Here is a 24,685-nt window from a genome sequence, read left to right as displayed (position 1 = left end):
ACATATAATCGGATAACAGTCAATCCAATTCAAACAAAAACAAACATATTATACTTATTTCATGTTTGTTTCAATAAAATATATCATTTTTTTCCGATTTTTGTGATTATTTATGTTTGTTTTTGTTGACAAATGTTTTGGATGCGATTACAATTCAATCAGTTAGAAAACGCGGAAACTGATTATAGATTTGAGGAGAGATGTAAATGCTGAAATTACCAGAAGATTTTATTTTTGGTGGAGCCACAGCAGCCTATCAGGTTGAAGGAGCCACTAAGGAGGGCGGCAAAGGCGCTGTTGCTTGGGATGCTTTTTTAGAGGAACAGGGTAGATTCAGTCCCGATCCGGCAAGTGATTTTTATCATCAATATGCAAGGGACATTGAATTGTGTGAACGATTTGGTGTGAATGGGCTAAGATTATCCATTGCATGGAGTCGAATTTTTCCTGATGGAACAGGGGAACCGAACCCAGAAGGAATCGCTTTTTATCATCGTGTGTTCGAAGAATGCGCAAAAAGAAACGTAACGCCGTTTGTGACATTGCATCATTTTGATACCCCTAAACGTTTGTTTGAACAGGGAGATTTTTTGAATCGAGAAACAATAGAAGCATTCGTTTCCTATGCCATTTTTTGTTTTCATGAATTCAAAGAAGTGAAAGTGTGGAGTACCTTTAATGAAATCTATCCTGTTGCGACCAATCAATATTTGTTAGGCGTTTTCCCACCAGGAATCAAATATGATTTTACAAAAATCATCGCCTGTCTTCATAATATGATGGTTGCCCATGCACGTGTAGTGAACTATTTCAAAGAAAACGAACTTCCAGGCGAAATCGGTGTCGTTCACTCATTGGAGACGAAATATGCGGCAACAGATGCTCCAGAAGATAAGCATGCAGCCTTTTTAGACGATGCATTGTCGATCCGCTTCTTATTAGATGCTACTTATTTAGGCTATTATTCAACTGAAACCTTGACTGCTCTTGATGAGATATGTGAAGCAAATCAGGCCAGCTATCATTTTCCTAAAGAAGATTTCGTTGAATTGAAAAAAGCCTCCACGCGTAATGACTATTTAGGAATCAATCACTACCAATGCCATTTTGTCAAAGCTTACGATGGAGAAAACGCGATCCATCATAATGGCACGGGTGAAAAAGGGACCTCTGTTTATAAAGTGAAGGGGATCGGAGAACGCATTTATAAAGAAGGAATTCCTCGAACAGATTGGGACTGGCTGATTTATCCAGAAGGTCTTTATGACTTGTTGTTGCGAATTAAAAGCGATTACCCGCATTACAACAAAATCTATATCACTGAAAACGGCATGGGGTATAAAGACCAGTTTGAAGACGGCATCATTATGGATCAGCCGAGAATCGACTATTTGAGAGTCTATTTGGAATCCTTAAGCAAGGCGATAACAGCTGGAGTAAATGTGAAGGGATATTTTTTGTGGTCGCTTATGGATCTTTTCTCATGGACAAATGGGTATAACAAAAGGTATGGCTTGTTTTATGTTGATTTTGAAACCCAGAAGCGTTACCCCAAAGAGTCAGCATACTGGTACAAATTAGTTAGTGAAACCAAAACGATTATTTAATAAGTAATAATGGAGGAAGAAAAGATGAATAAAGAGGAATTACAAATGCTTGGTTTTGAGATCGTTGCTTATTCAGGGGACGCTCGCAGTACATTATTGAAATTATTGAAAGAAGTAAGACAAGGGAACTTTGAGCATGTTGATTCAGCACTGAAAGAAGCCGACGAAAATTTAACCCTTGCACACAATTCGCAAACAAAAATTTTAGCGGAAGAAGCATCGGGGAAAGAGATGGAGATGGGATTCATTTTTATCCATGGACAGGACCATTTAATGACCACTTTGTTGCTGAGGGATCTGATTCAAGACTTTATTGCACTGTACAAGCAGAATCAAGAATAGGAGAAGAACGCTATGGATGGAATCATTAAACAAATCGAAAAAGGAAAACCGTTTTTTGAAAAAATCTCACGCAATAGTTATCTGGGAGCCGTTCGTGACGGATTTTTAACAGCGATGCCGGCTATTTTATTCTCAAGCATATTCATTTTGATTGCTGCGGTTCCTGAGATTTTTGGTTATCAATGGCCTGAAGCTGTCTCCACTTGGTTATGGAAAGTCTATAATTATTCGATGGGGGTTGTAGGGTTACTTGTTTCAGCAACCACTGCTCGCTGCTTGGCTGATTCGATGAATCGCCGCTTACCGAAAAACAAAGTGATCAACACTACCTCTGTGATGCTGGCCTCTGTGGTAAGTTTCCTGTTGCTAAGTGTCTCTCCAATTGAAGGTGGATTTTCAACGGAATACATGGGGACAAAGGGATTACTGGCTTCCTTTGTCGCTGCATTTTTAACAGTTAATTTATATAAGTTTTGTGTACTGAAAGATATTACTATTAAAATGCCTAAAGAAGTTCCTGGAACGATTTCACAAACCTTCCGAGATATTTTTCCATTCTCTTTTTCAGTATTTGCGGCCGTTTTAATTGATTTAGGTATTCGGCAAATTTTCCAAATCTCATTTGCAGAAGCAATCATTACTGTCCTGCAGCCATTATTCACAGCAGCCGACGGTTATTTAGGAATCGCTATTATCTGGGGAGCGATGGCGCTATTTTGGTTTGTCGGTGTTCACGGACCGTCGATTGTGGAGCCGGCAATTGCGGCAATTATCTATGCCAATGTGGAAACCAATCTGCAATTGTTCAATTCCGGTGAACAAGCTTCTAAAGTACTGACAGTGGGTTTAGGGAATTTTGTAGGAACTATGGGAGGAACTGGGGCAACATTGGTCGTTCCTTTTATCTTCCTACTCTTTGCAAAGTCTAAACAATTGAAGGCAGTCGGGAAAGCTTCCTTTATTCCAGTAAGTTTTGCTGTCAATGAACCATTGTTGTTTGCAGCACCCATGATTTTGAATCCTTATTTTTTCATTCCGTTTTTGTTAACACCTGTTGTAAACGTTTGCTTGTTTAAGTTTTTTGTCGATGTGCTAGGCATGAACAGTTTTATGTACGTTTTACCTTGGGCAACTCCGGCACCAATCGGTTTGGTTCTAGGAACGGGCATGGGGGTATTAGCCTTTGTTTTAGCAGCGGTTCTAATCGTCGTTGACTTCCTGATCTATCTGCCATTTTGTAAAGCATACGATGCTGTCTTAGTAGAGCAAGAAGCACAAAAAGCAGAAGTGATCGCAACTGAGGAAGGTGCTTCTGCCACTATTCCTGAGGAAGTACCTGTGGCAGCGAGCCAAGTTATCAACGATGCAAATAAAGAAATCAATGTGTTGGTACTTTGTGCTGGAGCAGGGACAAGTGCGATGTTAGCTAATGCTTTAAAAGAAGGCGCATCGGAATCGAAAGCACCGATCAGTGCAATGGCGGGTGCTTATGGTTCTCATTACGAAATGCTACAGGATTTTGATATGGTGGTCTTAGCACCGCAAGTCAATTCTTACTATGATGATATCAAAGAAGATACCGATCGCTTAGGAATCAAGCTGGTTGCGACAAAAGGAGCAGAATATATCGGATTAACGAGAGATCCTGAAAAAGCCGTTCAATTTATTCTGAGCCAATTTCAATAAAGGAGGAGCAAATTAATGAAAAAGGGAGCTTGGTTGCGTAAAGCCGCTTTATTTGCAGCTGTGATAGGGACTTTGGGGGCTGTTTCAAAAACAGTTGAAGTATCTGCCAGCGAATTTATTCGCGGAGCAGATATTTCAATCCTGTCAGATATGGAAAAATCTGGTGCAAAATATTATGAAGATGGTTTTTCAAAAGATGCCTTAGAGATTCTAAAAAATAATGGTGTCAACTATGTTCGACTGCGTTTGTGGCAGGATCCTTATAATAGTAACGGAGAAAGTTATGGGGCAGGGACAAATGATCTGGAAACGACGATTGCCCTTGCAAAACGAGCAAAAAGTCTTGGACTCAAAGTGTTGCTAGATTTCCATTACAGTGATTTTTGGGTTGATCCTGGGAAACAGAATGTTCCTAAAGCGTGGCAAGATTTGACCTTTGAAGAAATGAATACGGCATTGTATGACTATACAAAGAATGTTCTGTCGGAAATGAAGCAGCTAGACGTTTATCCTGATATGGTTCAGATCGGCAATGAACTGAATAGTGGAATGCTCTGGCCTTATGGCAAGTCTTGGGGAGAAGATGGGGGAGAGTTTGATCGATTGGCTACTTTTTTGAAGTCTGGTGTCCAAGCTGTTCGAGACACTCAACCTAAAACAACTCCAGTAATGCTCCATTTAGCTGATGGTGGCGATACAGGAGCATTTACTTGGTGGTTTGATGAAATCACCAGTCGGGGAGTGTCATTTGATTTAATTGGAGTATCGTATTATCCGTATTGGCACGGTTCAATGAATGAACTTCAAACCAATATGAATACGATCAGCCAACGGTATGGCAAAGAAGTGATCGTAGTTGAAACAGCTTATGGGCATACAATAGCGAATGCAGATACTATGCCAAATGCTTTTGGCGAAGCCGAAGCAGCGGCGGGGGGATATGAACCAACACCGACAGGACAAGCAGAGTATTTGCTGGATCTGGCCGATCGTATTCAAGCGGTGCCGAATGATCGCGGGGCGGGCTTCTTTTACTGGGAACCTCTTTGGTACAACGGAAACGTGAGTTGGGCAACACAAGCAGGTATGAATTATCTCGGTGTTCAATCTACTATGGGAAACGAATGGGACAACCAGGCGATGTTTGATTTTGCTGGAAACGCCTTGCCAAGCTTGCGTGCGTTTAAACAAGCAGGGGCGCAAACAAATCTGGTTAAAAATGCAAGTTTCGAGAGCGATGGACCAACGACCAGTCCTTCTGATTGGCAAACGTGGTTTCAACAAGGAACAGCTGAAGGTACGATCAAAACGGAAGCAGGGACTTTTTTTGGAGACTACAAATTAACTTTTTGGCAGGATCAAGCTTACGAGGCATCAGCTTATCAAAATGTTAGTGGAATAAGCGATGGAACTTACACATTGAGTGCCTATGTAATGTCTGGGGGAGAGTTTGATACCAATCAGTTATATATCAAAAATTATGGTGGAGCGGAACTAAATACTGCGGTTGATAAAACAAGTGAATGGACAAAAATTACAATCAAAGACATTCCAATTACAACAGGTGTTTGTGAAATCGGGGTTTACAGCAAGGCTTCAGAAAATGCTTGGACGAACGTTGATTTTGTTTCATTGGTGAAACAATAGTCTAAGGATTACTACTATTGATTCTCAGATCCCTCTTTCAACCGCATCACTAGCGTAGAAGGCAGGAATCGAACCTGCACCTCGTCTTTGCCAAAAATAACCAGAAATACGTTCCGATCATTTTTACCAAAACGAGTAAAGCGCCAGACTTCATCTACACTTTGTATTATGCCAAAGAGAGTTCAACGATTTCGTAAGAAGCAATGAAAAAATTGCAAAAAGTTGTGCAGAAAACATGAAGGTTGTTTAAGAAAGAGTAACCTTAGAATGCCGGCGTGAAAAAGGAGGAACCAGCTGCATCGAAGCGTAAAGCGCTTCGTTTGGAAACCTCCGTTTTTTCTGAAAAAATCAGATAAAGTTTTCTTGACATTTGTGAGGTGAGAATGTATCATTCTGTTTGGGCACTCTTTACAAGAGTCAGAAAGTGATTTAGAATTTTCGCTCCCTATTCATTTATGGATAGGGAGCTTTTATTATTTTCTAAATGCTTTTCCTGTAAAATAGATTAAAGGAGTTTTTCAGTTTATGACAAAATATATTTTTGTAACCGGCGGTGTGGTTTCTTCTATTGGTAAAGGGATCGTAGCAGCATCATTAGGACGTTTGTTGAAAAATCGTGGCTTGAAAGTAACCATTCAAAAATTCGATCCGTACATCAACGTCGATCCAGGAACGATGAGCCCATATCAACATGGTGAAGTATTCGTAACCGATGATGGAGCAGAGACCGACTTAGACTTAGGTCACTATGAACGCTTTATCGATATCAATTTGAACAAATACTCAAATGTAACAACTGGAAAAATCTATTCAGAAGTTTTGCGGAAAGAGCGTAAAGGAGAATACTTAGGCGCGACTGTTCAAGTGATCCCGCACATCACCAACGAGATCAAAGAAAAAATCATGCGGGCAGCCAAAATGACTGATTCAGATGTGATCATCACAGAAGTCGGCGGAACAGTAGGGGATATTGAATCATTGCCGTTTCTAGAAGCTTTGCGTCAAATGAAGGCAGACGTAGGTGCGGACAACGTGATGTACATCCATACGACGCTGATTCCTTATTTGAAAGCAGCAGGCGAAATGAAAACAAAGCCGACCCAACATAGTGTGAAGGAACTGCGCGGCTTAGGGATTCAACCAAATATCTTGGTCGTTCGGACAGAACAACCTGTAGGACAATCAACAAAAAACAAATTGGCACAATTCTGTGACGTGGCACCAGAAGCCGTGATCGAATCTCGTGACGTTGAGACCCTGTATTCGATCCCATTGGCACTGCAAGCGCAAGGCATGGATCAAATCGTGTGTGATCATTTGAAACTGACTGCACCAGTTGCTGACATGACTGAATGGCAAGCATTGGAAGAAAAGGTGCTGAATTTGAAGAAAAAAGTACGCATCGCGTTAGTTGGAAAATATGTGGAATTGCCAGATGCTTATCTATCAGTTGTCGAAGCCTTGAAACATTCTGGTTTTGCCTTTGATGCAGACATCGAGATCGATTGGATCAAAGCCCAAGAAATCACACGAGAAAACGTGGATTCTTACTTAGGTGAAGTAGACGGTATTCTTGTTCCTGGTGGATTCGGTGATCGCGGGATTGAAGGAAAAATCGAAGCGATCCGATATGCTCGGGAAAACGATGTGCCATTCTTAGGGATTTGTCTAGGGATGCAAATGGCTTGTGTGGAATATGCCCGCAATGTCGTTGGCTTGGAAAATGCCAATTCCGCAGAAACAGATCCTGAAACAGCCAACAACATCATTGACTTGATGGCTGACCAAGAAAACATCGAAAACTTAGGTGGAACATTGCGTTTAGGCTTGTATCCATGTAAAGTGAAAAAAGGCACCAAAACAGCTGCAGCTTATGATGGGGAGGAAGTTGTTCAAGAACGTCACCGTCATCGTTATGAATTCAACAACAAATACCGTGAAATCTTTGAAGCAAACGGGATGGTTTTCTCAGGTGTGTCACCAGACAATCGTTTGGTTGAGATCGTTGAGATCCCAGAAAACAAATTCTTCGTGGGTTGCCAATTCCACCCAGAATTGATTTCTCGTCCAACTCGCCCACAACGCTTGATCAAAGCCTTTGTTGGAGCTTCATTAGACAACCGCCAAGCATAATAATCGCTAGCGGCAAAATCAAGCAATGAATGTGCGAAACTCCTCATCTCAAGATGGGGAGTTTTTTTGAGTTGTGCGATCCCAGTAATCCGTAAAAGGTTGAAACTTGCTTGAGCGTTGGTAGAAGCTATCCCTTTTTGCACACAAAAAAACTTCCGTCAAAGCGACCGGAAGTTTCTGGCTGATGCATTATTTTTTTCGCTAACAGTTCGAATGAAATCCGCCAGCGGGAAACCCATGTTGATTTGCTGGTGCATAGAGAGGATTATTCTTTTAATTTATACCCTTGATCCAAGAGCATTTCCTCTGTACGTTCCATGCTGATCCCATTTTCAGTGTTTCCTTCGAAACTAACCCCAGGCAATTGTTTCGCTGAATCATAATCCAACTCATCATAATTGATGGTCAAGGATTCAGTCGCTTCACTATCTGTATAGTCGAGGGAATAGTCCAACCCTTTGACTTGCTGATACTTCTTAGCGATCGGATCAAGCACGGTTTGTGCTTCTTCTTTAGTCGTTACCCCGATCGCTGAATAAGGCATGACATTGTTCGCAGTCTGAGTTTTTACTTTATCGCCTTCATAAGTGAAGACCAGTTCCATCGAAACCCCATTTTGATCCATTGTGAATGTTTTGGTTTCTTCCTTGGCCCCCGAGCTACAGCTTGCCAAGAAAAGAACTCCGATGACTGCCAAAAATCCAATAAGCGCTTTTTTCATTTTATCCCTCCTTTTTTACATAATAATATAGCCGCTTTCACAAGGCTATTCTTATGCTCAAAAGAGAAGAGGAAAGGATTTGCTGGAAGATTATGATAAAATAACGAAAAAATATGTGAAATTTTTCTCGAATTTTCACATGCCGATTTGTTATCTAACGACCGTAGACAGAAGAGAAAAACCTTACAGAATCGTAGACTTTCAGAAAAGATGATGAAAATGCTGGATTTTTATATTTGTGCAATCTTTTTTTGAAAAGAGAAATTCCTCTTTTTAGTAGCAAATACCGCAAATCTTTGCTAAAATAGCATTGTCGGTTAAGCATTGCTTAACAAATAAAGTTTTTCAAAACTTAGGAGGAATTTTTTATGCCAGTAGTATCAGGAGCTGAATTCTTAAAAGCTGCTCGTCAAGGCGGATATGCAGTCGGCGGATTCAACACAAACAACTTAGAATGGACACAAGCGATTTTAAAAGCTGCTGAAGCGAAAAAAGCGCCAGTTCTAATCCAAACTTCAATGGGTGCTGCCAAATATATGGGCGGATACAAAGTTGCTAAAGACATCGTTACAAACTTGGTTGATTCAATGAACATCACTGTTCCAGTTGCAATCCACTTAGACCATGGTGATTACGATGCAGCAATGGAATGTATCGAAGTTGGTTACACTTCTGTTATGTTTGATGGCTCTCACTTACCATTTGAAGAAAACTTGAAATTGGCTAAAGAAGTTGTCGAAAAAGCACACGCAAAAGGCGTTTCTGTTGAGTGTGAAGTTGGTTCAATCGGCGGAGAAGAAGATGGAATCATCGGTTCTGGCGAATTAGCTGACATCGAAGAATGTAAACAAATGGTTGCAACTGGTATTGATTACCTAGCTTGCGGAATTGGTAACATTCACGGTCAATACCCTGAAAACTGGAAAGGCCTTGCTTTTGACCACTTACAAGCAATCGCTGATGCAGTAGGTTCTGATGTACCATTAGTATTACACGGTGGTTCTGGTATTCCTCAAGACCAAATCGAAAAAGCAATCTCAATGGGTGTTTCTAAAGTAAACGTAAATACTGAATTCCAATTATCATTTGCTAAAGCAACTCGTGAATACATCGAAGCTGGCAAAGATAAAGAAGGCAAAGGATTCGACCCTCGTAAATTATTAGCACCAGGTGTTGCTGCAATCGTTAAAGATGCAGAAGAACACATCGACTGGTTCGGTTCAGCTGGTAAAGCTTAATCTTATAATGAACGAAAACCGCTGGAAAGCATATTTTCCAGCGGTTTTTTTGTTGTAGATAAGATGTCGAGTAAATTATATTATCACGTATGTTATTCCGAATAAAGCCCATTGCCATTAAGTAGATCCAAACAGAAATAGCCACCAATACTTGCTATTAGCAAATTACAGATGGTAACAATACTGGCAAGCAAACCGATATTTCTCAGTAATTCTGGATGAAGGAAATACATCCCTCCTATAATCAGTACAAGGGGCACGCACGCCGCAAACATTACTAGATAGCGGATCAGGCTTTGTGTTAAAAGATTGTTACGGTCTTTCAACCAACGAAGTGAAAGCAGATTGCCTACAAAAAAGACTAGCAAAAAAGAGAACAAGACAAGCGTAACATTTAGCCATAAGAAGAATGAAGGATCGAAAAAGATTAATAGCGAAACAAGCGGTAGAACAATGATCATTCCAGCCTTTAGAAAAGGGATCAGCATGGTATAGAATAACTTTTTGGCAGAAGAATCTGGAATCATATAAATATAGATATTTTTCATTTCTTCTTCTACGCCGGTATCCTTGACTAAACTAAGCAATGTAAGCCAAATAATTCCTGCCATCGCATAAATATCTTTGAAAACAAATGTAAGGAGGAGTAAGGAACCTAAAGTCATCCGTTCGTTGGTTGAAAGGATTCTTTTTTTCTTCTTCATCAATAGAATATGTTTCGATAATGAAGCGCCTGCTAATTTACGATAAGAAACAGAAGCATCACTGACCTTCGTTGAGTCGTGTGTTTTTCCTTCCAGCGCCTCTTGCAGCATTTCGCTCGCTTCTTCAGAATCCTGAATCGCTTGTTCAAAGAAATAGCCTTTGAGTGTACATAAACGCACGCTTAACAACAGACAGCTCAAAAGATAAAAACCATTGCTAAGAAGAAGGTGGGAGAGACTTTGACTGGAGTAGCCATCCATCAGCCATTTCCCCCAACCAATGATTGGAACAAAATAAAAGAAGGGCTGGTTCGTCAGAGAAAGAAGCGCTTCTAATAAATGATTCGTTGTAAAGTAGTTGAAGCCAACAAAGCCTAAGATACCAAGTAACGCAGCTGATGCTAACAATAGGCGATAATACGTTTTTCTTTCGCGAATCAATTCATTGATGTACCAAATTCCTGTAACCAATTCCCAAAAAAAGAAGAACAAGAGCGTACTCCAAAACAAGTAGAGAAGATAGACAAAAGAAAGTGAAAACAGTTGTCCTAAAATCACGCAAAGGAAGAAAATTATTCCTAATGCAACTGTCACACTTTGGGAGAGGCTAAAGAGAATCGCATAACCAAGGATCTGTTTAGTCGAATAGGGTCCGATAAATAGGAAATGTGCATCTACTTGATAAAAGAGTGCTTGCTTCTTTGAAAATAAACTGATTATCAGAAAGCCTGACGCAATTGCTGAGACGCTCAGATTGGTGATGGCGATTTGCTGGATGGACATGAAGTTCTCTTGACCAGAAAAAAAGATGCCGGCAACCGGAAAGAGCAAAAAAAACAATGCAATGATTAGGATGATAGCAGAAAGCGGTCTGCTGAAATAGTACCGTACCAATCCTTTAGCTTTTAAAAAGGTTAAGTTAATTAATGATTTCATCTGTTTCAAGAACCCCTCCCTGTTCAACTATATGCGATTGAGTGACGCGAAAGAACAGCTCTTTCAAGGGTTCCTCTTGGGTTGATTTTTTTGTTTCAGCTACCACTTTTCCATCTTTTAAAATATAGGCACTATCCCAAATATCATCGATCATATCAATGATATGCGTGCTCAATAAAATGCTAGTTCCTTTTTCTTTCAGGGAAGCCAGGATATTCAATGTTTCTTGAATACTTGTTGGATCAAGACCCATCATCGGCTCATCGACCAGCAGTGCCTTCGGTTCCGTCATTAGCGCAAGAATCATTGAGACTTTCTGCCGCATACCTTTAGAAAGCTCTTTGGCGATCGTTTTTCTTTTGTGGTCAAGTTGAAACGATTTGAGGTAATAAGCAGCCGTCTCTTGGTAATTTGGTAAATTATAGGCATTGCCGATATAATCAATATGCTCTTGTATCGTTAATAGTTCGAAAAGCACAGGCGTTTCAGGAATATAAGCAAAAAGCCGTTTCGCTTCAACGCTGAGGTTATCATGACCACAAATGGTGACTTCTCCTTTAAACTTTAATAATCCGATGATGCTTTTGATCGTTGTTGATTTTCCAGCCCCGTTTGCCCCTAGCAAAACAGTTAATTGACCGGGGGGTGCCGACAGTGAGATATGGTCAGCGCCTAAAACTTTGCCATAATCCTTCACCAAATTTTTTACTTCAATCATTTATTCTTCTCCTTAATGCGTTCATTTTCTGAAAAAATCTGCTGTTTTTTAATAAGTGTATCGAAGTTCTGCCGATTTATCAATATTCTTAAAACAAGCGTGTGATAAACTCATTTAAAAGACTAAAAAACTTGTTTTCTTATTTTGACTTATAAAATATCCTGCATCTTTTTTCTTTGAGTGATCTGTGCTAAAATTGGAATGATACACATAAATTAAAAAAGAGTATAGGTGGAATTCCATGAAAAAAATTGTCATCAACGGCAATCGTCCCTTAAAAGGTGAAGTCACCATTAGCGGCGCAAAAAACAGTGCAGTCGCATTGATCCCGGCAGCGATCTTAGCTGATTCACCGGTCATTTTAGAAGGAGTGCCCGACATCCAAGATGTGCACTCATTAATTGAGATTATCGAAATCATGGGCGTGAAGACCCATTTTGAAAACAATACGCTAGAGATCGATCCAACCAATATCGTTTCGATCCCGATGCCTAACGGAAAAATCAATAGTCTACGGGCTTCGTATTATTTCATGGGGGCATTATTGGCGAAGTTTGGTGAAGGCGTCGTTGGGTTGCCTGGCGGCTGTTTCTTAGGCCCGCGACCAATCGATTTGCATATCAAAGGCTTCGAAGCACTTGGCGCAAAAGTCACCAACGAGCATGGCGCCATGTATTTGCGTACCGAAGAAGAAGGCTTGACTGGCGAACGGATTTTCTTAGATATGGTCTCCATCGGAGCAACAATCAATGTAATGCTGGCAGCAGTAAGAGCCAAAGGTAAAACGATCATTGAAAATGCTGCACGGGAACCTGAGATCATTGATGTCGCGACCCTTTTAAATAATATGGGAGCGAAAATCAGAGGTGCAGGTACCAATGAAATTCGTATCGAAGGTGTGGAAGAACTGCACGGTTGTCGTCATTCTATTATTCCAGACCGAATCGAAGCAGGAACCTATCTTTCTTTAGCCGCAGCAGCGGGTGAAGGCATTACAGTCAAAAATGTGATTTATGAGCATCTAGAAAGCTACATTGCGAAATTGGAAGAAATCGGTGTGCGAATGGATATTAGCGAAGATGAAATCTATGTGCATCCCTCAAAAGAGTTGAAACCAGCGACTGTGAAAACTTATCCTTATCCGGGATTTGCCACAGACCTGCAACAGCCGATCACACCATTATTGCTAAAAGCAAAGGGAACATCGGAGATTATGGACACGATTTACGCCAAACGGGTCAACCATATTCCTGAATTAGCACGGATGGGCGCACAAGCAACGACAGAAGGCAACATGATTTTTGTCAGCGGACCGAGCCAATTGCACGGAGCAGAAGTTGTCGCTTCTGATTTGCGGGCAGGGGCTTGTCTAGTTATTGCCGGATTGATGGCGACTGGCACGACTAGCGTCTTTAATGTCGAGTACATTTTGCGCGGCTATGATCATATCATCGAAAAACTAACGGCTCTTGGAGCTGATATTCAAATGATAGAGGAGTAATTATGAGCGATTATCTTACGATGGCAGAGTTGGAAAACAAAACCTTAAAAGAGATCTACACCTTTGCCAAAGAGTTTCGAATTCCTTATTACAGCCAAATGAATAAAAAAGAATTGTCATTGGCTGTGATACGGGCGCAGGCGGAAAAACAAGGCTTCTTTTATATGGAAGGAATCTTGGATATCGTAGGCCAAGAAGGCTATGGTTTTTTACGTCCAATCAACTATGGACCGAGTGCAGAAGATATCTATATTTCTTCTTCACAGATTCGTCGGTTTAGTTTGCGTAATGGCGATAAAGTCGCCGGTAAGGCGCGCCCGCCTAAGGAATCTGAACGCTATTATGGATTGATGCACGTTGAGTCTGTTAACGGCAAAGATCCAGAAGATGCCAAAGAGCGCCCGCATTTTCCAGCGCTGACGCCCCTTTATCCGAACCGTCATTTAAAATTAGAAACAACGTCAGGACGTCTTTCGACTCGGATGATCGATATGCTGGCGCCAGTGGGTTTTGGTCAACGGGGACTGATCGTTGCCCCGCCTAAAGCTGGGAAAACCAGTATATTGAAAGAAATTGCCAATGGGATTACGGACAACTATCCTGAGGTGGAATTGATCGTACTTTTGATCGACGAGCGTCCAGAAGAAGTAACTGATCTAGAACGTAGTGTCAAGGGTGACGTGGTTTCTTCAACCTTTGACCTACAGCCTAGCAATCATACCCGTGTTTCAGAATTGGTACTAGAACGGGCGATGCGCTTGGTGGAAGACAAGCGTGATGTCGTGATTTTGATGGATAGTATCACTCGTTTGGCGAGAGCTTATAACTTAGTCGTTCCTCCAAGCGGACGTACACTAAGCGGCGGGATCGATCCAGCTGCTTTGTACAAACCGAAGAAATTCTTTGGCGCTGCCCGCAATATTGAAGAAGGCGGTAGTTTGACGATCCTTGCCACAGCTTTGGTAGATACCGGCAGCCGCATGGATGATGTCATCTATGAAGAGTTTAAAGGAACCGGCAATATGGAGCTGCAGCTTTCTCGCAGCCTCGCAGAACGCCGGGTCTTCCCAGCGATCGACATCAAGAAATCTGGTACCCGTAAAGAAGAATTGCTGATGAGCAGTGAACAATTGGAAGAAACTTGGCGCTTACGCAACAACATGTTGGGGGATTCCTTGGAGTTCACAGAACAATTCATTCAATTCTTGCGCAAAACGAAAAAGAATGAAGAGTTTTTAGCGGCTTTTCATGATGTCCATTTCGGAGACAAGCGGCCAAAAAGAAATATAAAAAGATAATTGCATCTAAAATCCAAACATGGTAAGATAGTCATGTTGTAAAATCGACAAATCAACTCTGGTGAAGCAAATGAGCCAGGGCAAAGGAGAGAAGAAGAAATGAAACAAGATATCCATCCAGATTATCATCCAGTTGTATTCATGGACTCAACTACTGGTTTCAAATTCTTATCAGGTTCTACAAAGAATTCTCAAGAAACTGTTGAGTGGGAAGACGGCAACACGTATCCATTGATCCGTGTCGAAGTAACTTCTGATTCACATCCATTCTACACTGGACGTCAAAAATTCACACAAGCAGACGGACGTGTGGACCGTTTCAACAAAAAATACGGTCTCAAAGACAACAACGCTGCAGAATAAGACAAATAAATGTAAATGTTGTTTCGATAACATTTCTGAGGTTTCCCTTTTACGAGGGAAACCTTTTTTGTTTTTATAGGTAATAGACACTCAACTGCTAAACCGAAAGAAACCATTCAGAATCTGTTACAAACAAAGTAAAAGGAATCAATAAATCTGTAGGCAAGAATGTGGAAATTAGCACTGTAACGAATCCTATCTAGTAATTTTCGAAATGGAGCAATGATCAAGAGTGGTTTGATTTAATCATCGATTATTATTGAATATTCAAACTTCAATTGACATTTATCTTGAATAAAATTATCATTAAATTAATAATATTCCGTTATAAGTTTCTTATTTTTGACTTATTTTATCGAGTTCACACGATTTTTATTGAGAAAAGTAGATAGTTCTCTCTTTAAGAACCAGTTTCTATTCTACATAATTAAAGACCACTCACTTGCTATGCTTTAACGAATCACATCCAAAACAATCAAGAAAGGAAGAGACATGTTTTCATTTAAGAAAAAGAAGGAAGTCATTAATTTCCCAGAACTAAGCAACCATAATGAACGTACATACCCGAAAAAATTGAAAAAGATTGTGGCTCAATTAGAAACCTGTAAATCAGAGGATTTGAATTATATTGCTGAATGTATTTTACAAAAGATGGGATATACCGTCCAAAACATCGATGGTTACAAAGATGGTGGTATTGATGTGTATGCTTTTTCTAATAATAAAAAGGCAATAGCGGTCCAATGTAAAGCCTGGAATCCGCAAAAAACAACGGAGCGGATCAGTAAGCCACTCGTTGCCGCATTTAAAGGGATTTTTCCAGACAAAGGGTTTCCCAATGGGCTTTTCATCACTACACATTTTTTTACAGATCAAGCATTAGAAATAGCCGGTGATAATCTACTGTTGGTTGATAGAAAAAAACTGATTGAGCTTCTTGCACATTTTTATCCAGAGATGATCAGTGAGTTGTTTTATTATAAAACCTTGACGGAATTAGAAGAATGCAAGAGTTGTAAAAATGGGAAGAAGTTGAAACTCTACAATAAGAAGAAGCGCAATTATTACTATATCTGCGAAACGTGCGGTGAGTATAGCTCTTTTAATTATTCGTCATGAGAAAAAGAACAAGAGAATAAGCAATAAAAAACAGACATTCCATTAATGAATGTCTGTTTTTTATTAAGTGAAAACGCCAAAAAAAGGCGGGAACATAGTTTTATTCCTATTTTCTAAAGCTTTGTTTTTCACCCACCCAGTCACTCAATAAACGATCTGTTTCGGATTTGCATGGGCCAAAATAAATTCTTTGAAATTGCTGACTACAGGTGGTAAGTAAGTCTCTTTATTGTAGGCTAAATAAAAGTATCGCTCCCAACTGATGCCATTAAGTTTGATTCGCTTAAGGGGCAAAGAGTCAAGCATCGTCATATTGGGAATGATAGCAATCCCCAATCCTTGACTGACTAGTCCAGCGATCACTTGATCGATCTTGACTTCGTAGGCTACTTGATAGCTGACGTTGTTACGCTGATAAAGGTCATCGATGATTTCACGTAAGGCACTTTTTTTGCTGAAAATAATCTGGGGATATTCTGCTAAGTCGTCCAAAGAGACTTCATCAAATTGTGCGAGAGGATGATCCAACGCGGTGATCACGACAAGTTCTTGACTTGCAATCGGGACGAATTCAATGGTTGGTTCATTGGTGATGTAGGAACAAATACCGAGATCATAGCGCAAGGTTTTTAGTCCTTGGACTGTTTCGGTACTGACGCTATCTGAGTGAAATTCAAATTGAATCTTTTTTTCAGGATTTGCTTCAAGAAATTGTTTAGTGATTTTTGGTACGTAAGATGTACCGAGGACTTGCAAAAAAGCAAAGCTGATATGCCCAAAGCCTTTGCTGATTTTTGTTACTGTATCGATACCCGAATCTAAGTTTTCTAACGTTCGTATAACATGTTCATGGAAAATTTTTCCAGGCTTGGTTAGGATCACATTTCGTCCGTTTTTTTCAAAGAGTTGTACACCTAGCTCATCTTCTAAAAGTGAAATGGCATTACTGAGACTTGGTTGTGTGATGTTGAGCAATTTACTCGAACGTGTATAGTGTTCTTCTCTAGCAAGGATATCAAAATATTTTAAATGCTGAAGATTCATAGAAACCTCCTCTAAAATCCTTCTTTTTTTATCAGTATATCACAAGACTTATATCTTTTATCTATAGATCCATAAAGAAAAAACAATTAGAAGTACGGAGAGGGAAAAGCTATAATAACGGTAATAAACATTGTGAATAAAAGCACAATTACTGCGGCCGCTTTTTAGTTCGTGTTTTTATTTCCAGCTGTAAACCAAGTAGTAGTTGTTTACAGACTTTTAAAGGGGGAAATAACATGAGAAACATTCCATTGACGATTAGCTCTTACACATTAGGGACAGAGATTAATTTTGAAGACAGAGTGAAGATCGCGAAAGAGGCAGGATACGACGGGATCGGTTTACGTGCGGAGACCTATATGCTTGCTGTGAAGCAAGGCTATTCTGATGAGCGGATGCTTGAAATTCTTGCAGAACATGACATGAAAGTAACCGAGGTCGAATATATCACCTTGTGGGCTGATCCAAATAAAACGATGGAAACACCGGAAACACTGCTGCAACAATTTAAAGAGCAAACGATCTATCATATGGCACGTTTGTTTGGTGTTGGGCACATCAATTGTGGCTTAATGGAAAAATACCCAGCAGAGGTTCATATCCAAGCCTTTAAAGAACTATGTACACGAGCAAAAGAATTAGTTATTGGGTTAGAATTCATGCCTTATAGCGGTGTTCCTGATCTAGCTAGTGCGTGGAATATTGTCAAAGAGGCAGATTGTGAAAATGGGATGCTGATCCTAGATACATGGCACTGGGCTAGAGCCAACATGACAGCAGCTGACTTGGAAGGGGTCCCAGCGGAGAAAGTTGTTTCGATCCAAATTTGTGATGTTTTAGAAAGACGATATCCTGATACGATCTTACGGGATGAGTCGATGCACGATCGCTTATGTCCAGGAACAGGATGGGGTGATGCCGAAGGCTTCTTACGGGCACTAAAAGCACACGGCATCAAGCCTCGTGTTGTAGGCACGGAAGTGATTTCTGATCCGATTTTAAGTCAAGGCTATCAAAAAGCAGCAGAGCAAAATTACAAAACCAGTATTGAAGTGATCCAAAACGCATGGCCAGAATTGCTTGCGTAAAAAAAAATCAAATAGAAAAGAGGAAATACGATGAGCAAAAAAATTTCGGGAAAAACGAAGCTCTTAGGATTGATCGGTACACCTGTTGGGCATTCTGGTTCGCCAGCCATGTATAATTATGGCTTTGACCAGCTTGATATCGATGCAGTTTATTTAGCTTTTGACATTAAAGAAGACCAAGTCGCCCAGGCGATCGAGGCATTTCGAACCTTCAAAATGAGTGGAAATGTCACGATGCCTTGCAAGACGGCAGCGGCAGAATACATGGATGAATTGACCCCCGCTGCAAAAATGGTTGGTGCCATCAATACTATCGTCAATGATGAAGGCAAGCTCGTCGGCCATATTACCGATGGTGTCGGCTTTGTTGATAATCTGCAAGCACACGATGTAAAAATGAAAGATCAAAAATTTGTTGTGATCGGAGCTGGTGGAGCAGCCACCGCGATCCAAGTCCAATTGGCGATCGAAGGCGCAGCCTCCATTGCAATTTTCAACATCAAAGATGCATTTTATGAAAAAGGCAAAGAGACCGTTGCCCGTATCAAAGAATATTACCCTGATCTAGTAATTGATATTTATGATCTGACGGATCAAGCGTTACTTGCTGAAAAAATAAAAGGAGCCGATTGTTTAGTGAATGCAACGACTGTTGGAATGGGTGAAGGAAATACAGCGACACCGATTGCAGACACAGAGGTACTGCATGCAGATTTGACGGTGGCTGATGCGATCTATAACCCACCAATGACCCAGTTATTGAAAGATGCCAGCGCAAAAGGTTGTAAGACCGTGGGTGGAAAAGGAATGCTGGTGGGACAAGGAAAAGCCGCCTTTAAACTGTTTACTGGCAAGGAACTGCCTGTCAGAGCAAACTAACTAGGGACCGAGTATCCCTTTCCTACGAAATACCCACAGGGAAATTTTCGTAGGAAAGCTGGATGTTCTTTTATAAGGAGCGTACAAATGAGAGCAAAAAAGTATATTTTGTCACTGGCAACTGTCTATATGTGTTATTTCACTCATGGGATCCAAGCCATTATTTTAAGCCAAAATGCGACTTATTTTTCGGATAAATGGGGCTATACCGATGCTTCTGCAGGAGCCGCTGCGGTATCGTTGGCCATCACTGCGACCGGATTAGGAAAATTTTTGACCGTCTGGATCGGTGGAGAAATTTCGGATAAAGTGGGACGCAAAAAAATGGCGGTCATGGGGGCTGTTTTGTATACGCTATGCTTTTTAGGTCTGTTACTGACGACGAATATGGTGATCGCGTCTGTCTGTGCCTTTATCGCAGGGGTGGCGACTTCTGGTTTCTGGGATGCTGCATTGTATCCCGCTTCTCAAGAAGCAGCACCGAAATATGCGGCTTCAGCAATGATTGGGATCAAGTTTTTTGTTTCTTTGTCAGGGGTTATCTATCCCTTACTTGTGGTAAATTTCATCGGGTCTGGGAATCAGTCGATGGGGATTATTATTCCATTAGTCCTATCGATCGTCTGCACGATTTTAGCAGCTATCGCGCCATTCGCCTATGATGACATGATGAAAGAAAAAGCGGCAACCGTTGATGGAAAAGAAACGAATGCGGTTCAAGAAGAAATTGCGGCAATGAAGGCCAGAATGCTTGTTAAGCCGAATATGGTCGTTAACTTCTTCACAATGTTCTTTGGTTTCATCTGTATGTTCATCATGTACGGTGCTCAACAGTATACCAAAGCGTTTGGTTTGACGAATGCTGGTTTGACTGAGATGCAGTCAGCAGGGCTAACATCGATCTATACTTTTGGCTCAATGGTGGCTGTTTTGTTTTGGGCAGTAATGATGGGGAAATTGCGTTGGAATCCCTTAAAAGTCTTGTTTATTGATACGGTATTCATCGCTCTTGCGTTAGGGATGGTATTAGTGATCCAACATGTCGTAGTGATTTACATCAGTATCGCCTTCTTGGGTTTCTTTGCTGCCGGAGGGGCGTTGCAAACTGGGCTAGGGGTACGACAAATGTTTTGCCCTGGACCAAAAGGTCGAAATACCGGGATCTACTATACTTGGATGGGCTTAGCAAGTACCTTTTTACCTTACATCGTTGCTTCCATGACTCGGTCAGTAGGAGAAACGCAAGCGATTTTTATTATGATGGGCTTATTACTCGCAGCTGCGGTTTTAGCGATCGTCATGATGGTTTATTTGTTACTGCAACACAAAAGAGTATTTGGCTACAGCGCATTTGATAAATTAAAGGACTAAACGTCCTGGAGGATAGTGGCCAACCACTTCCTCCTTTTTCGCTTTTGTTAAACGGCGGCTTTCGCGTATCTGGCTGCAGGTTCAAACGGCGTAATTTGTATGGAGGAGAAGAAGAATGGATAGCTTGATTGGCTTATTACTAGTAGTGTCATTTGGTGGCATGGTTTTTTATTGTATCAAAGGATATAACCTGATGATTGGTTTTATCGTTATGGCAACATTATGGGTGTTGTTGCCGCTTATAGGGAATGTCATTTCACCCAATCCGGCATTTGAAAACCTCCCTTTTACCGAGATGCTGGCACAGGTCTATCAACAGGCGCCAGAACGCTGGGGGGCTTCACAAATGAATATTTTTGTAGGAGCCTTCTTTGGTAGGATCTTGTTGGAAACGGGCATTGCGGCAACTATCATTCGTAAGAGTGTGGAACTAGGTGGGGATAGCCCAGCGATTATTCTAGTAATTGTCAATTTGATTACCGGCTTTATCTTTTCATCCATGTCAGGTGCCGGATCTGTCATCGCGATCGCCGTGATCGTATTGCCAATTTTATTTTCGATTGGTATTCCTAAAGTCGTGGCATTCTTTAGTTTTTCGGCTTCCGTTGCAGCAGGTGTTTTCTTAAATCCAATCAATTTCACACAGTATCAAGCCTTTTTTGGCAATGTGAATGGTGGGGTTGATTACACCTATAATGATTATTTTTCGTTTGGATTATTGGCTTTCTTTGTGATGATTCTGGTTTCTTCGATTTTTGCTATTGGGTATTTGAGAGTAGAAAGTTTGACCTATGCTTGGGCGGTTGGAGAAGAACCGAAAGTTAAAGACGTTCCTAGTTTGGCGTTACTTACCCCTTTTATACCGGTCGTAGGAGTCATCATCTTTCAATTTCCAGTGATCTTTTGTTTTATTGGTGCGAGTCTTTATGCCTTGTGGATTTGTGGTGTTTTAAAGGATGGGTTTAGAAAAGATTCTCAGATTTTGACACGTATTTTTGCAGATGGGGTCAAAGATACTGCGACCTTAGTTGCCTTTTGGATGACCCTTGCGATGTTCAATGCAGCTGCAACCTTCGCTGCACCTTATTTTGAATCATTGCTAGGAGGAATCATTCCGACGCATCCCTTAGCGCTTTGTTTGCTTTTTGGTTTTTTAGCTCCCTTGACCTGGTTTCGCGGGCCACTTTCTTTGATTGGTTGTGGGGCAGCGTTATTAGCAGTAATCAGCAATCAAACCAATTATCCTGTGACGTTTTTATATCCGTTGTTCATTTCTAATATGATCGGTATGGGTCATTTTGATTTGACCATTTCTTGGAATGCTTGGGGATTAGGCTTCAATAATATCAATACGAAAGATTACATGAAGGTTGCTTTTTTACCAGGAGTCGTCATTTCGCTGGTTCTTGAAATTGCGACGTTCCTGTTATATAGCCCGATTTAAAAAAGTAGGTGAAAAAAATGAGAAGAAGTGTCCGAATTGGCATTGATGTGGGTGGAACTCATACGAAAGCTGTCGCAATCAACAATGACACGCAAGAGGTGCTTGGAAAGTCATCTGTAAAAACGACCCACAAAAGTGAGCAAGGGGTTGCAGAAGGTGTAGTGGCCTCTTTTATTAAGTGTTTAGCCGAAAATCAGATCCAGCCAGATGAAGTGGTCTTTGTCGCTCACAGCACAACCCAAGCCACCAATGCACTCTTAGAAGGAGATGTAGCGAAGGTCGGCATTATCAGTACAGCAAAGGGCGGCGTCGAAGGTTGGCTGGCAAAGTGGCAAACGGCATTAAAAGACATTGATTTAGGTACGGGAAGAAGTATTGAAGTCGTTGCTCGCTTTATTCCTAAAAAAGAGCTTTCAGAAGCAACAATCGAAGCGGCATTAGCAGAACTGCAACAGGCACAAACTCAGGTCATCGTGACTTCAGCAGCTTTTGGTGTAGATGATTTACAAACAGAAGAAAGAATCGCTGAAGTAGCCAAACGAAAGGGCATCGAAGTAACCTTGGCGTCGGAGATGACCAAACTATATGGGTTATCCCGGAGAACCCGTACCGCAGCAATCAATGCATCGATTTTGCCAACGATGCTGGAAACGGCAAATTCAACAGAAAATAGTGTTCGCCAAGCAGGTGTGGATGTACCACTGATGATCATGCGGGGCGATGGCGGGTTGATGGACATTGTTGAAATGAAAAAACGACCGGTGCTAACGATGCTTTCTGGTCCAGCAGCCAGCGTGATGGGAGCATTGATGTATCTGCGAACGTCGAACGGTATTTATTTTGAAGTAGGGGGAACTTCTACGAATCTTGGCGTGATCAAAAATGGTCGGCCAGTCATCGATTACTCAGAGATTGCAGGTCATAAGACGTATGTCAATTCATTAGATGTTCGCGTCCTAGGTGTGGCTGGCGGCAGTATGGTTCGAGTGAACAAAAAAGGCGTGATAGACGTCGGCCCAAGAAGTGCCCATATCGCTGGGTTAGAATATAGTACGTATCTGCCAGAAGAAGAGATCGTTGCACCAGAATTGGAGCTTTATGCACCAAAAGAAGGTGACCCAGCAGATTATGTTGCAATCAAACTTGCTAACGGGAAACGAATTACGATCACGAATTCTTGTGCAGCGAATGTCTTAGGATATGTCACAAAGGATGATTTTTCCTATGGCAATGCCCATTCGGCCAGAAAAGCCATGCAGCCTTTAGCGAAGTACTTAGAAACGACGGTGGAGGATGTCGCACAGCAAATATTGGATCAAGCAGTCCAAAAAATAGCACCTGTGATTCAATCTTTTGCCCGCAAGTATCAATTAGAGCCTAACCAAATGACTTTAGTAGGTGTAGGAGGAGGCGTCTCTTCACTGATCAAACATGCAGCGAAACAATTGTCGTTGAATTATAAAATACCTGAAAATGCTGAAGTGATTTCATCGATCGGTGTGGCGTTATCCGTCGTTCAAGACGTGGTGGAACGAATTGTCCCGAATCCAACAAAAGCGGATATTGCAGCAATCAAGCAAGAAGCAGCTACTTTGGCGATCGAGAGTGGGGCAACGCCTGATAGTATTGAAGTCTATATTGAAATCGATCCTCAGACGCAAAAAATTACTGCGCGAGCCTCCGGTACCACAGCTGCTCAAGCCGCTGAGCGTCAAAACCAAATTAACCGTGAAGAAGCGCAAGACATTGCCTATGCTGAGCTGCAAGTTGCTAAAGAAAACGTGGTTTCTTGTGCTACAAGTGAACATTTTTATGTTTATGGCGCAGCGACAAAAAAAGGCGATCGTGTTTGTGTCATTGATCATCGAGGCTTTATTCGCGTGCAAAGAGACCATGCAGATGTCGTGAAAACGACGATCCAAAGTTATAGTGAACAAATCGCTCGTCTTTGGGAAAGTATGGCGAACTACCAAAGTGATCTAGTCATCCGGCCAGATTTTTATATTTGTGCTGGACCGCGTCTCTTTGATTTTAGTTCGACAGATTATATCCAATTGATGATGTTGATCGATATTGAATTAAGTCAGCTGATTGGTACAGAAGAGATTATTATTATTGCTGCGAACCGCTTGCAGTAGGCCAAGGAAGGAATGAGATCCGTGAAAGTAGAAGAATTTTGCCAACATTTTTTACACCTATGGTCTCAAGCAACCAATCCTCACCTGCAGCTGTTCAAACAAGACCCCCTTCACGCCAAAGTTGATCCTGCGCAGGCAGAGTCCTTTATTGAAACTGCTGAAAGCATAGGTAAGCAAGAAGCCCGCTGGTATCGAGAGCATCCTCAAGAATTGCAAGGAATCATTGATTCATTAAAGATCAATGAACTGCCTGAAGCGCAAGCGCAACAGGAGCGCTATACCTTTGCTGTCTATAAAAAAACAGATCATATTATGATTGATCGCAATTTCTTGGCGCAAGCGCAGCATTTTATCGAAGCACAGCAATTAAGCCGATTACTTCCTGCGACGACACTTACGGAATTGGTTTTCATGCATGAAGTGTTTCATGTATTGGAATATCGTAAAAATCTCTGGACCATTCAAAGACAACTGCACTATCAGATAGGTTTTTTGAAAAAACAGGCACGTCTCTATTCCTTGAGTGAGATCGCTGCTGCATCTTTTGTACAGACGTTTTATCAGCTGGAAAATTCCCCTACATTGCTTGCTAGCTGCATAATCTATTGTAAAAATCCTGAGCTCGCTCAAGCGCTCGTTATGACTGCGTTAAAGGAACAAACCATTCACAGAAGCTATTGATCAATGGAAAAAAAGAATTAGTTTCTC

General features: G+C 41.2%; 20 protein-coding genes. 16 read left to right on the top strand and 4 right to left on the bottom strand.

From position 1 onward, the window contains the following. The first annotated feature begins 206 nt into the window (after nt 1-206). The 5 genes from lacG (at nt 207) to IGI92_RS13495 (ending at nt 7,415) form a co-directional block, all read left to right on the top strand. Nucleotides 207-1,607, top strand: a complete 1,401-nt coding sequence (gene lacG / locus IGI92_RS13515) for a 6-phospho-beta-galactosidase (RefSeq protein ID WP_016621692.1) — start codon at nt 207-209, stop codon at nt 1,605-1,607. A gap of 24 nt (nt 1,608-1,631) precedes the next feature. Then, complete coding sequence (locus IGI92_RS13510; protein ID WP_034858641.1) at nt 1,632-1,949, top strand: PTS lactose/cellobiose transporter subunit IIA; 318 nt, start codon at nt 1,632-1,634, stop codon at nt 1,947-1,949. 12 nt (nt 1,950-1,961) lie between these two features. Continuing rightward, the gene (locus tag IGI92_RS13505) at nt 1,962-3,635 is read left to right on the top strand and encodes a PTS lactose transporter subunit IIBC (protein ID WP_016621691.1); all 1,674 of its coding nucleotides are present in this window, start codon (nt 1,962-1,964) and stop codon (nt 3,633-3,635) included. A 15-nt stretch (nt 3,636-3,650) separates the two neighbouring features. Beyond that, on the top strand, nt 3,651-5,282 hold the full coding sequence (locus IGI92_RS13500) for a glycoside hydrolase family 53 protein (protein ID WP_016621690.1): 1,632 nt from the start codon (nt 3,651-3,653) through the stop codon (nt 5,280-5,282). A gap of 525 nt (nt 5,283-5,807) precedes the next feature. Beyond that, nucleotides 5,808-7,415 carry a CTP synthase gene (locus tag IGI92_RS13495; RefSeq protein WP_008380521.1) on the top strand — a complete coding sequence of 536 codons (1,608 nt, stop codon included), beginning with the start codon at nt 5,808-5,810 and terminating at the stop codon, nt 7,413-7,415. Between the two features lie 265 nt (nt 7,416-7,680). On the opposite strand, the gene IGI92_RS13490 is transcribed toward IGI92_RS13495, so the two are convergent. Further along, entirely contained in the window at nt 7,681-8,136 is a 456-nt protein-coding gene (locus IGI92_RS13490) for a YehR family lipoprotein (protein ID WP_005228292.1), read from the bottom strand. 368 nt (nt 8,137-8,504) lie between these two features. Between IGI92_RS13490 and IGI92_RS13485 the strand changes: the two genes are divergently transcribed. Next, a complete protein-coding gene (locus IGI92_RS13485) occupies nt 8,505-9,374 on the top strand; it encodes a class II fructose-bisphosphate aldolase (RefSeq protein WP_005228297.1) in 870 nt (289 codons plus the stop codon). A 92-nt stretch (nt 9,375-9,466) separates the two neighbouring features. Here IGI92_RS13485 and IGI92_RS13480 read toward each other — a convergent pair whose 3' ends face one another. Together IGI92_RS13480 and IGI92_RS13475 are read right to left on the bottom strand one after the other, a co-directional pair. Further along, on the bottom strand, nt 9,467-11,014 hold the full coding sequence (locus tag IGI92_RS13480; protein WP_430607241.1) for a putative ABC exporter domain-containing protein: 1,548 nt from the start codon (nt 11,012-11,014) through the stop codon (nt 9,467-9,469). Continuing rightward, a complete protein-coding gene (locus tag IGI92_RS13475; RefSeq protein WP_016621686.1) occupies nt 10,998-11,732 on the bottom strand; it encodes an ABC transporter ATP-binding protein in 735 nt (244 codons plus the stop codon). The genes IGI92_RS13480 and IGI92_RS13475 overlap by 17 nt, the downstream gene beginning before the upstream one ends. Before the next feature lie 241 nt (nt 11,733-11,973). Here IGI92_RS13475 and IGI92_RS13470 point away from each other — a divergent pair, with 241 nt between their 5' ends. The 4 genes from IGI92_RS13470 to IGI92_RS13455 all read left to right on the top strand — a co-directional run bounded on the left by IGI92_RS13470 (nt 11,974) and on the right by IGI92_RS13455 (nt 16,013). Further along, a complete protein-coding gene (locus IGI92_RS13470; RefSeq protein WP_005233977.1) occupies nt 11,974-13,233 on the top strand; it encodes a UDP-N-acetylglucosamine 1-carboxyvinyltransferase in 1,260 nt (419 codons plus the stop codon). Nucleotides 13,234-13,235: 2 nt separating this feature from the next. Further along, nucleotides 13,236-14,531: a transcription termination factor Rho gene (gene rho, locus IGI92_RS13465; protein ID WP_005233978.1), complete on the top strand. Its 1,296-nt coding sequence runs from the start codon at nt 13,236-13,238 to the stop codon at nt 14,529-14,531. Nucleotides 14,532-14,630: 99 nt separating this feature from the next. After that, on the top strand, nt 14,631-14,894 hold the full coding sequence (locus IGI92_RS13460; RefSeq protein ID WP_008380527.1) for a type B 50S ribosomal protein L31: 264 nt from the start codon (nt 14,631-14,633) through the stop codon (nt 14,892-14,894). A 492-nt stretch (nt 14,895-15,386) separates the two neighbouring features. Next, complete coding sequence (locus tag IGI92_RS13455) at nt 15,387-16,013, top strand: restriction endonuclease (RefSeq protein WP_016621684.1); 627 nt, start codon at nt 15,387-15,389, stop codon at nt 16,011-16,013. Nucleotides 16,014-16,157: 144 nt separating this feature from the next. Here the strand turns inward: IGI92_RS13455 and IGI92_RS13450 are convergent, their stop codons facing one another. Further along, nucleotides 16,158-17,057 carry a LysR family transcriptional regulator gene (locus tag IGI92_RS13450; RefSeq protein WP_005234023.1) on the bottom strand — a complete coding sequence of 300 codons (900 nt, stop codon included), beginning with the start codon at nt 17,055-17,057 and terminating at the stop codon, nt 16,158-16,160. Between the two features lie 236 nt (nt 17,058-17,293). Between IGI92_RS13450 and IGI92_RS13445 the strand changes: the two genes are divergently transcribed. From IGI92_RS13445 to IGI92_RS13420, 6 genes are all read left to right on the top strand, one after another. Further along, nucleotides 17,294-18,145, top strand: coding sequence for a sugar phosphate isomerase/epimerase family protein (locus IGI92_RS13445; protein WP_301388864.1), 852 nt, complete (start codon nt 17,294-17,296; stop codon nt 18,143-18,145). 30 nt (nt 18,146-18,175) lie between these two features. Continuing rightward, nucleotides 18,176-19,024, top strand: coding sequence for a shikimate dehydrogenase (gene aroE / locus IGI92_RS13440; protein ID WP_016621681.1), 849 nt, complete (start codon nt 18,176-18,178; stop codon nt 19,022-19,024). Between the two features lie 87 nt (nt 19,025-19,111). Further along, nucleotides 19,112-20,395 (top strand): MFS transporter, encoded by a 1,284-nt coding sequence (locus IGI92_RS13435; protein ID WP_016621680.1) that lies wholly within the window; start codon nt 19,112-19,114, stop codon nt 20,393-20,395. A 115-nt stretch (nt 20,396-20,510) separates the two neighbouring features. Then, nucleotides 20,511-21,839, top strand: a complete 1,329-nt coding sequence (locus IGI92_RS13430; RefSeq protein ID WP_301388866.1) for a citrate transporter — start codon at nt 20,511-20,513, stop codon at nt 21,837-21,839. Between the two features lie 17 nt (nt 21,840-21,856). Next, nucleotides 21,857-23,977, top strand: a complete 2,121-nt coding sequence (locus IGI92_RS13425; protein ID WP_400449875.1) for a hydantoinase/oxoprolinase family protein — start codon at nt 21,857-21,859, stop codon at nt 23,975-23,977. Between the two features lie 12 nt (nt 23,978-23,989). After that, nucleotides 23,990-24,658, top strand: coding sequence for a hypothetical protein (locus IGI92_RS13420; RefSeq protein WP_301388869.1), 669 nt, complete (start codon nt 23,990-23,992; stop codon nt 24,656-24,658). The last annotated feature ends 27 nt before the right edge of the window (nt 24,659-24,685 follow it).

The organism is Enterococcus sp. DIV2379, assembly GCF_050542965.1.
In the GTDB taxonomy this organism is placed as follows: domain Bacteria; phylum Bacillota; class Bacilli; order Lactobacillales; family Enterococcaceae; genus Enterococcus_D; species Enterococcus_D entomosocium.
The sequence above is the reverse complement of the archived record's forward strand: the minus strand, read 5'-3'. Positions and strand labels throughout refer to the sequence as shown.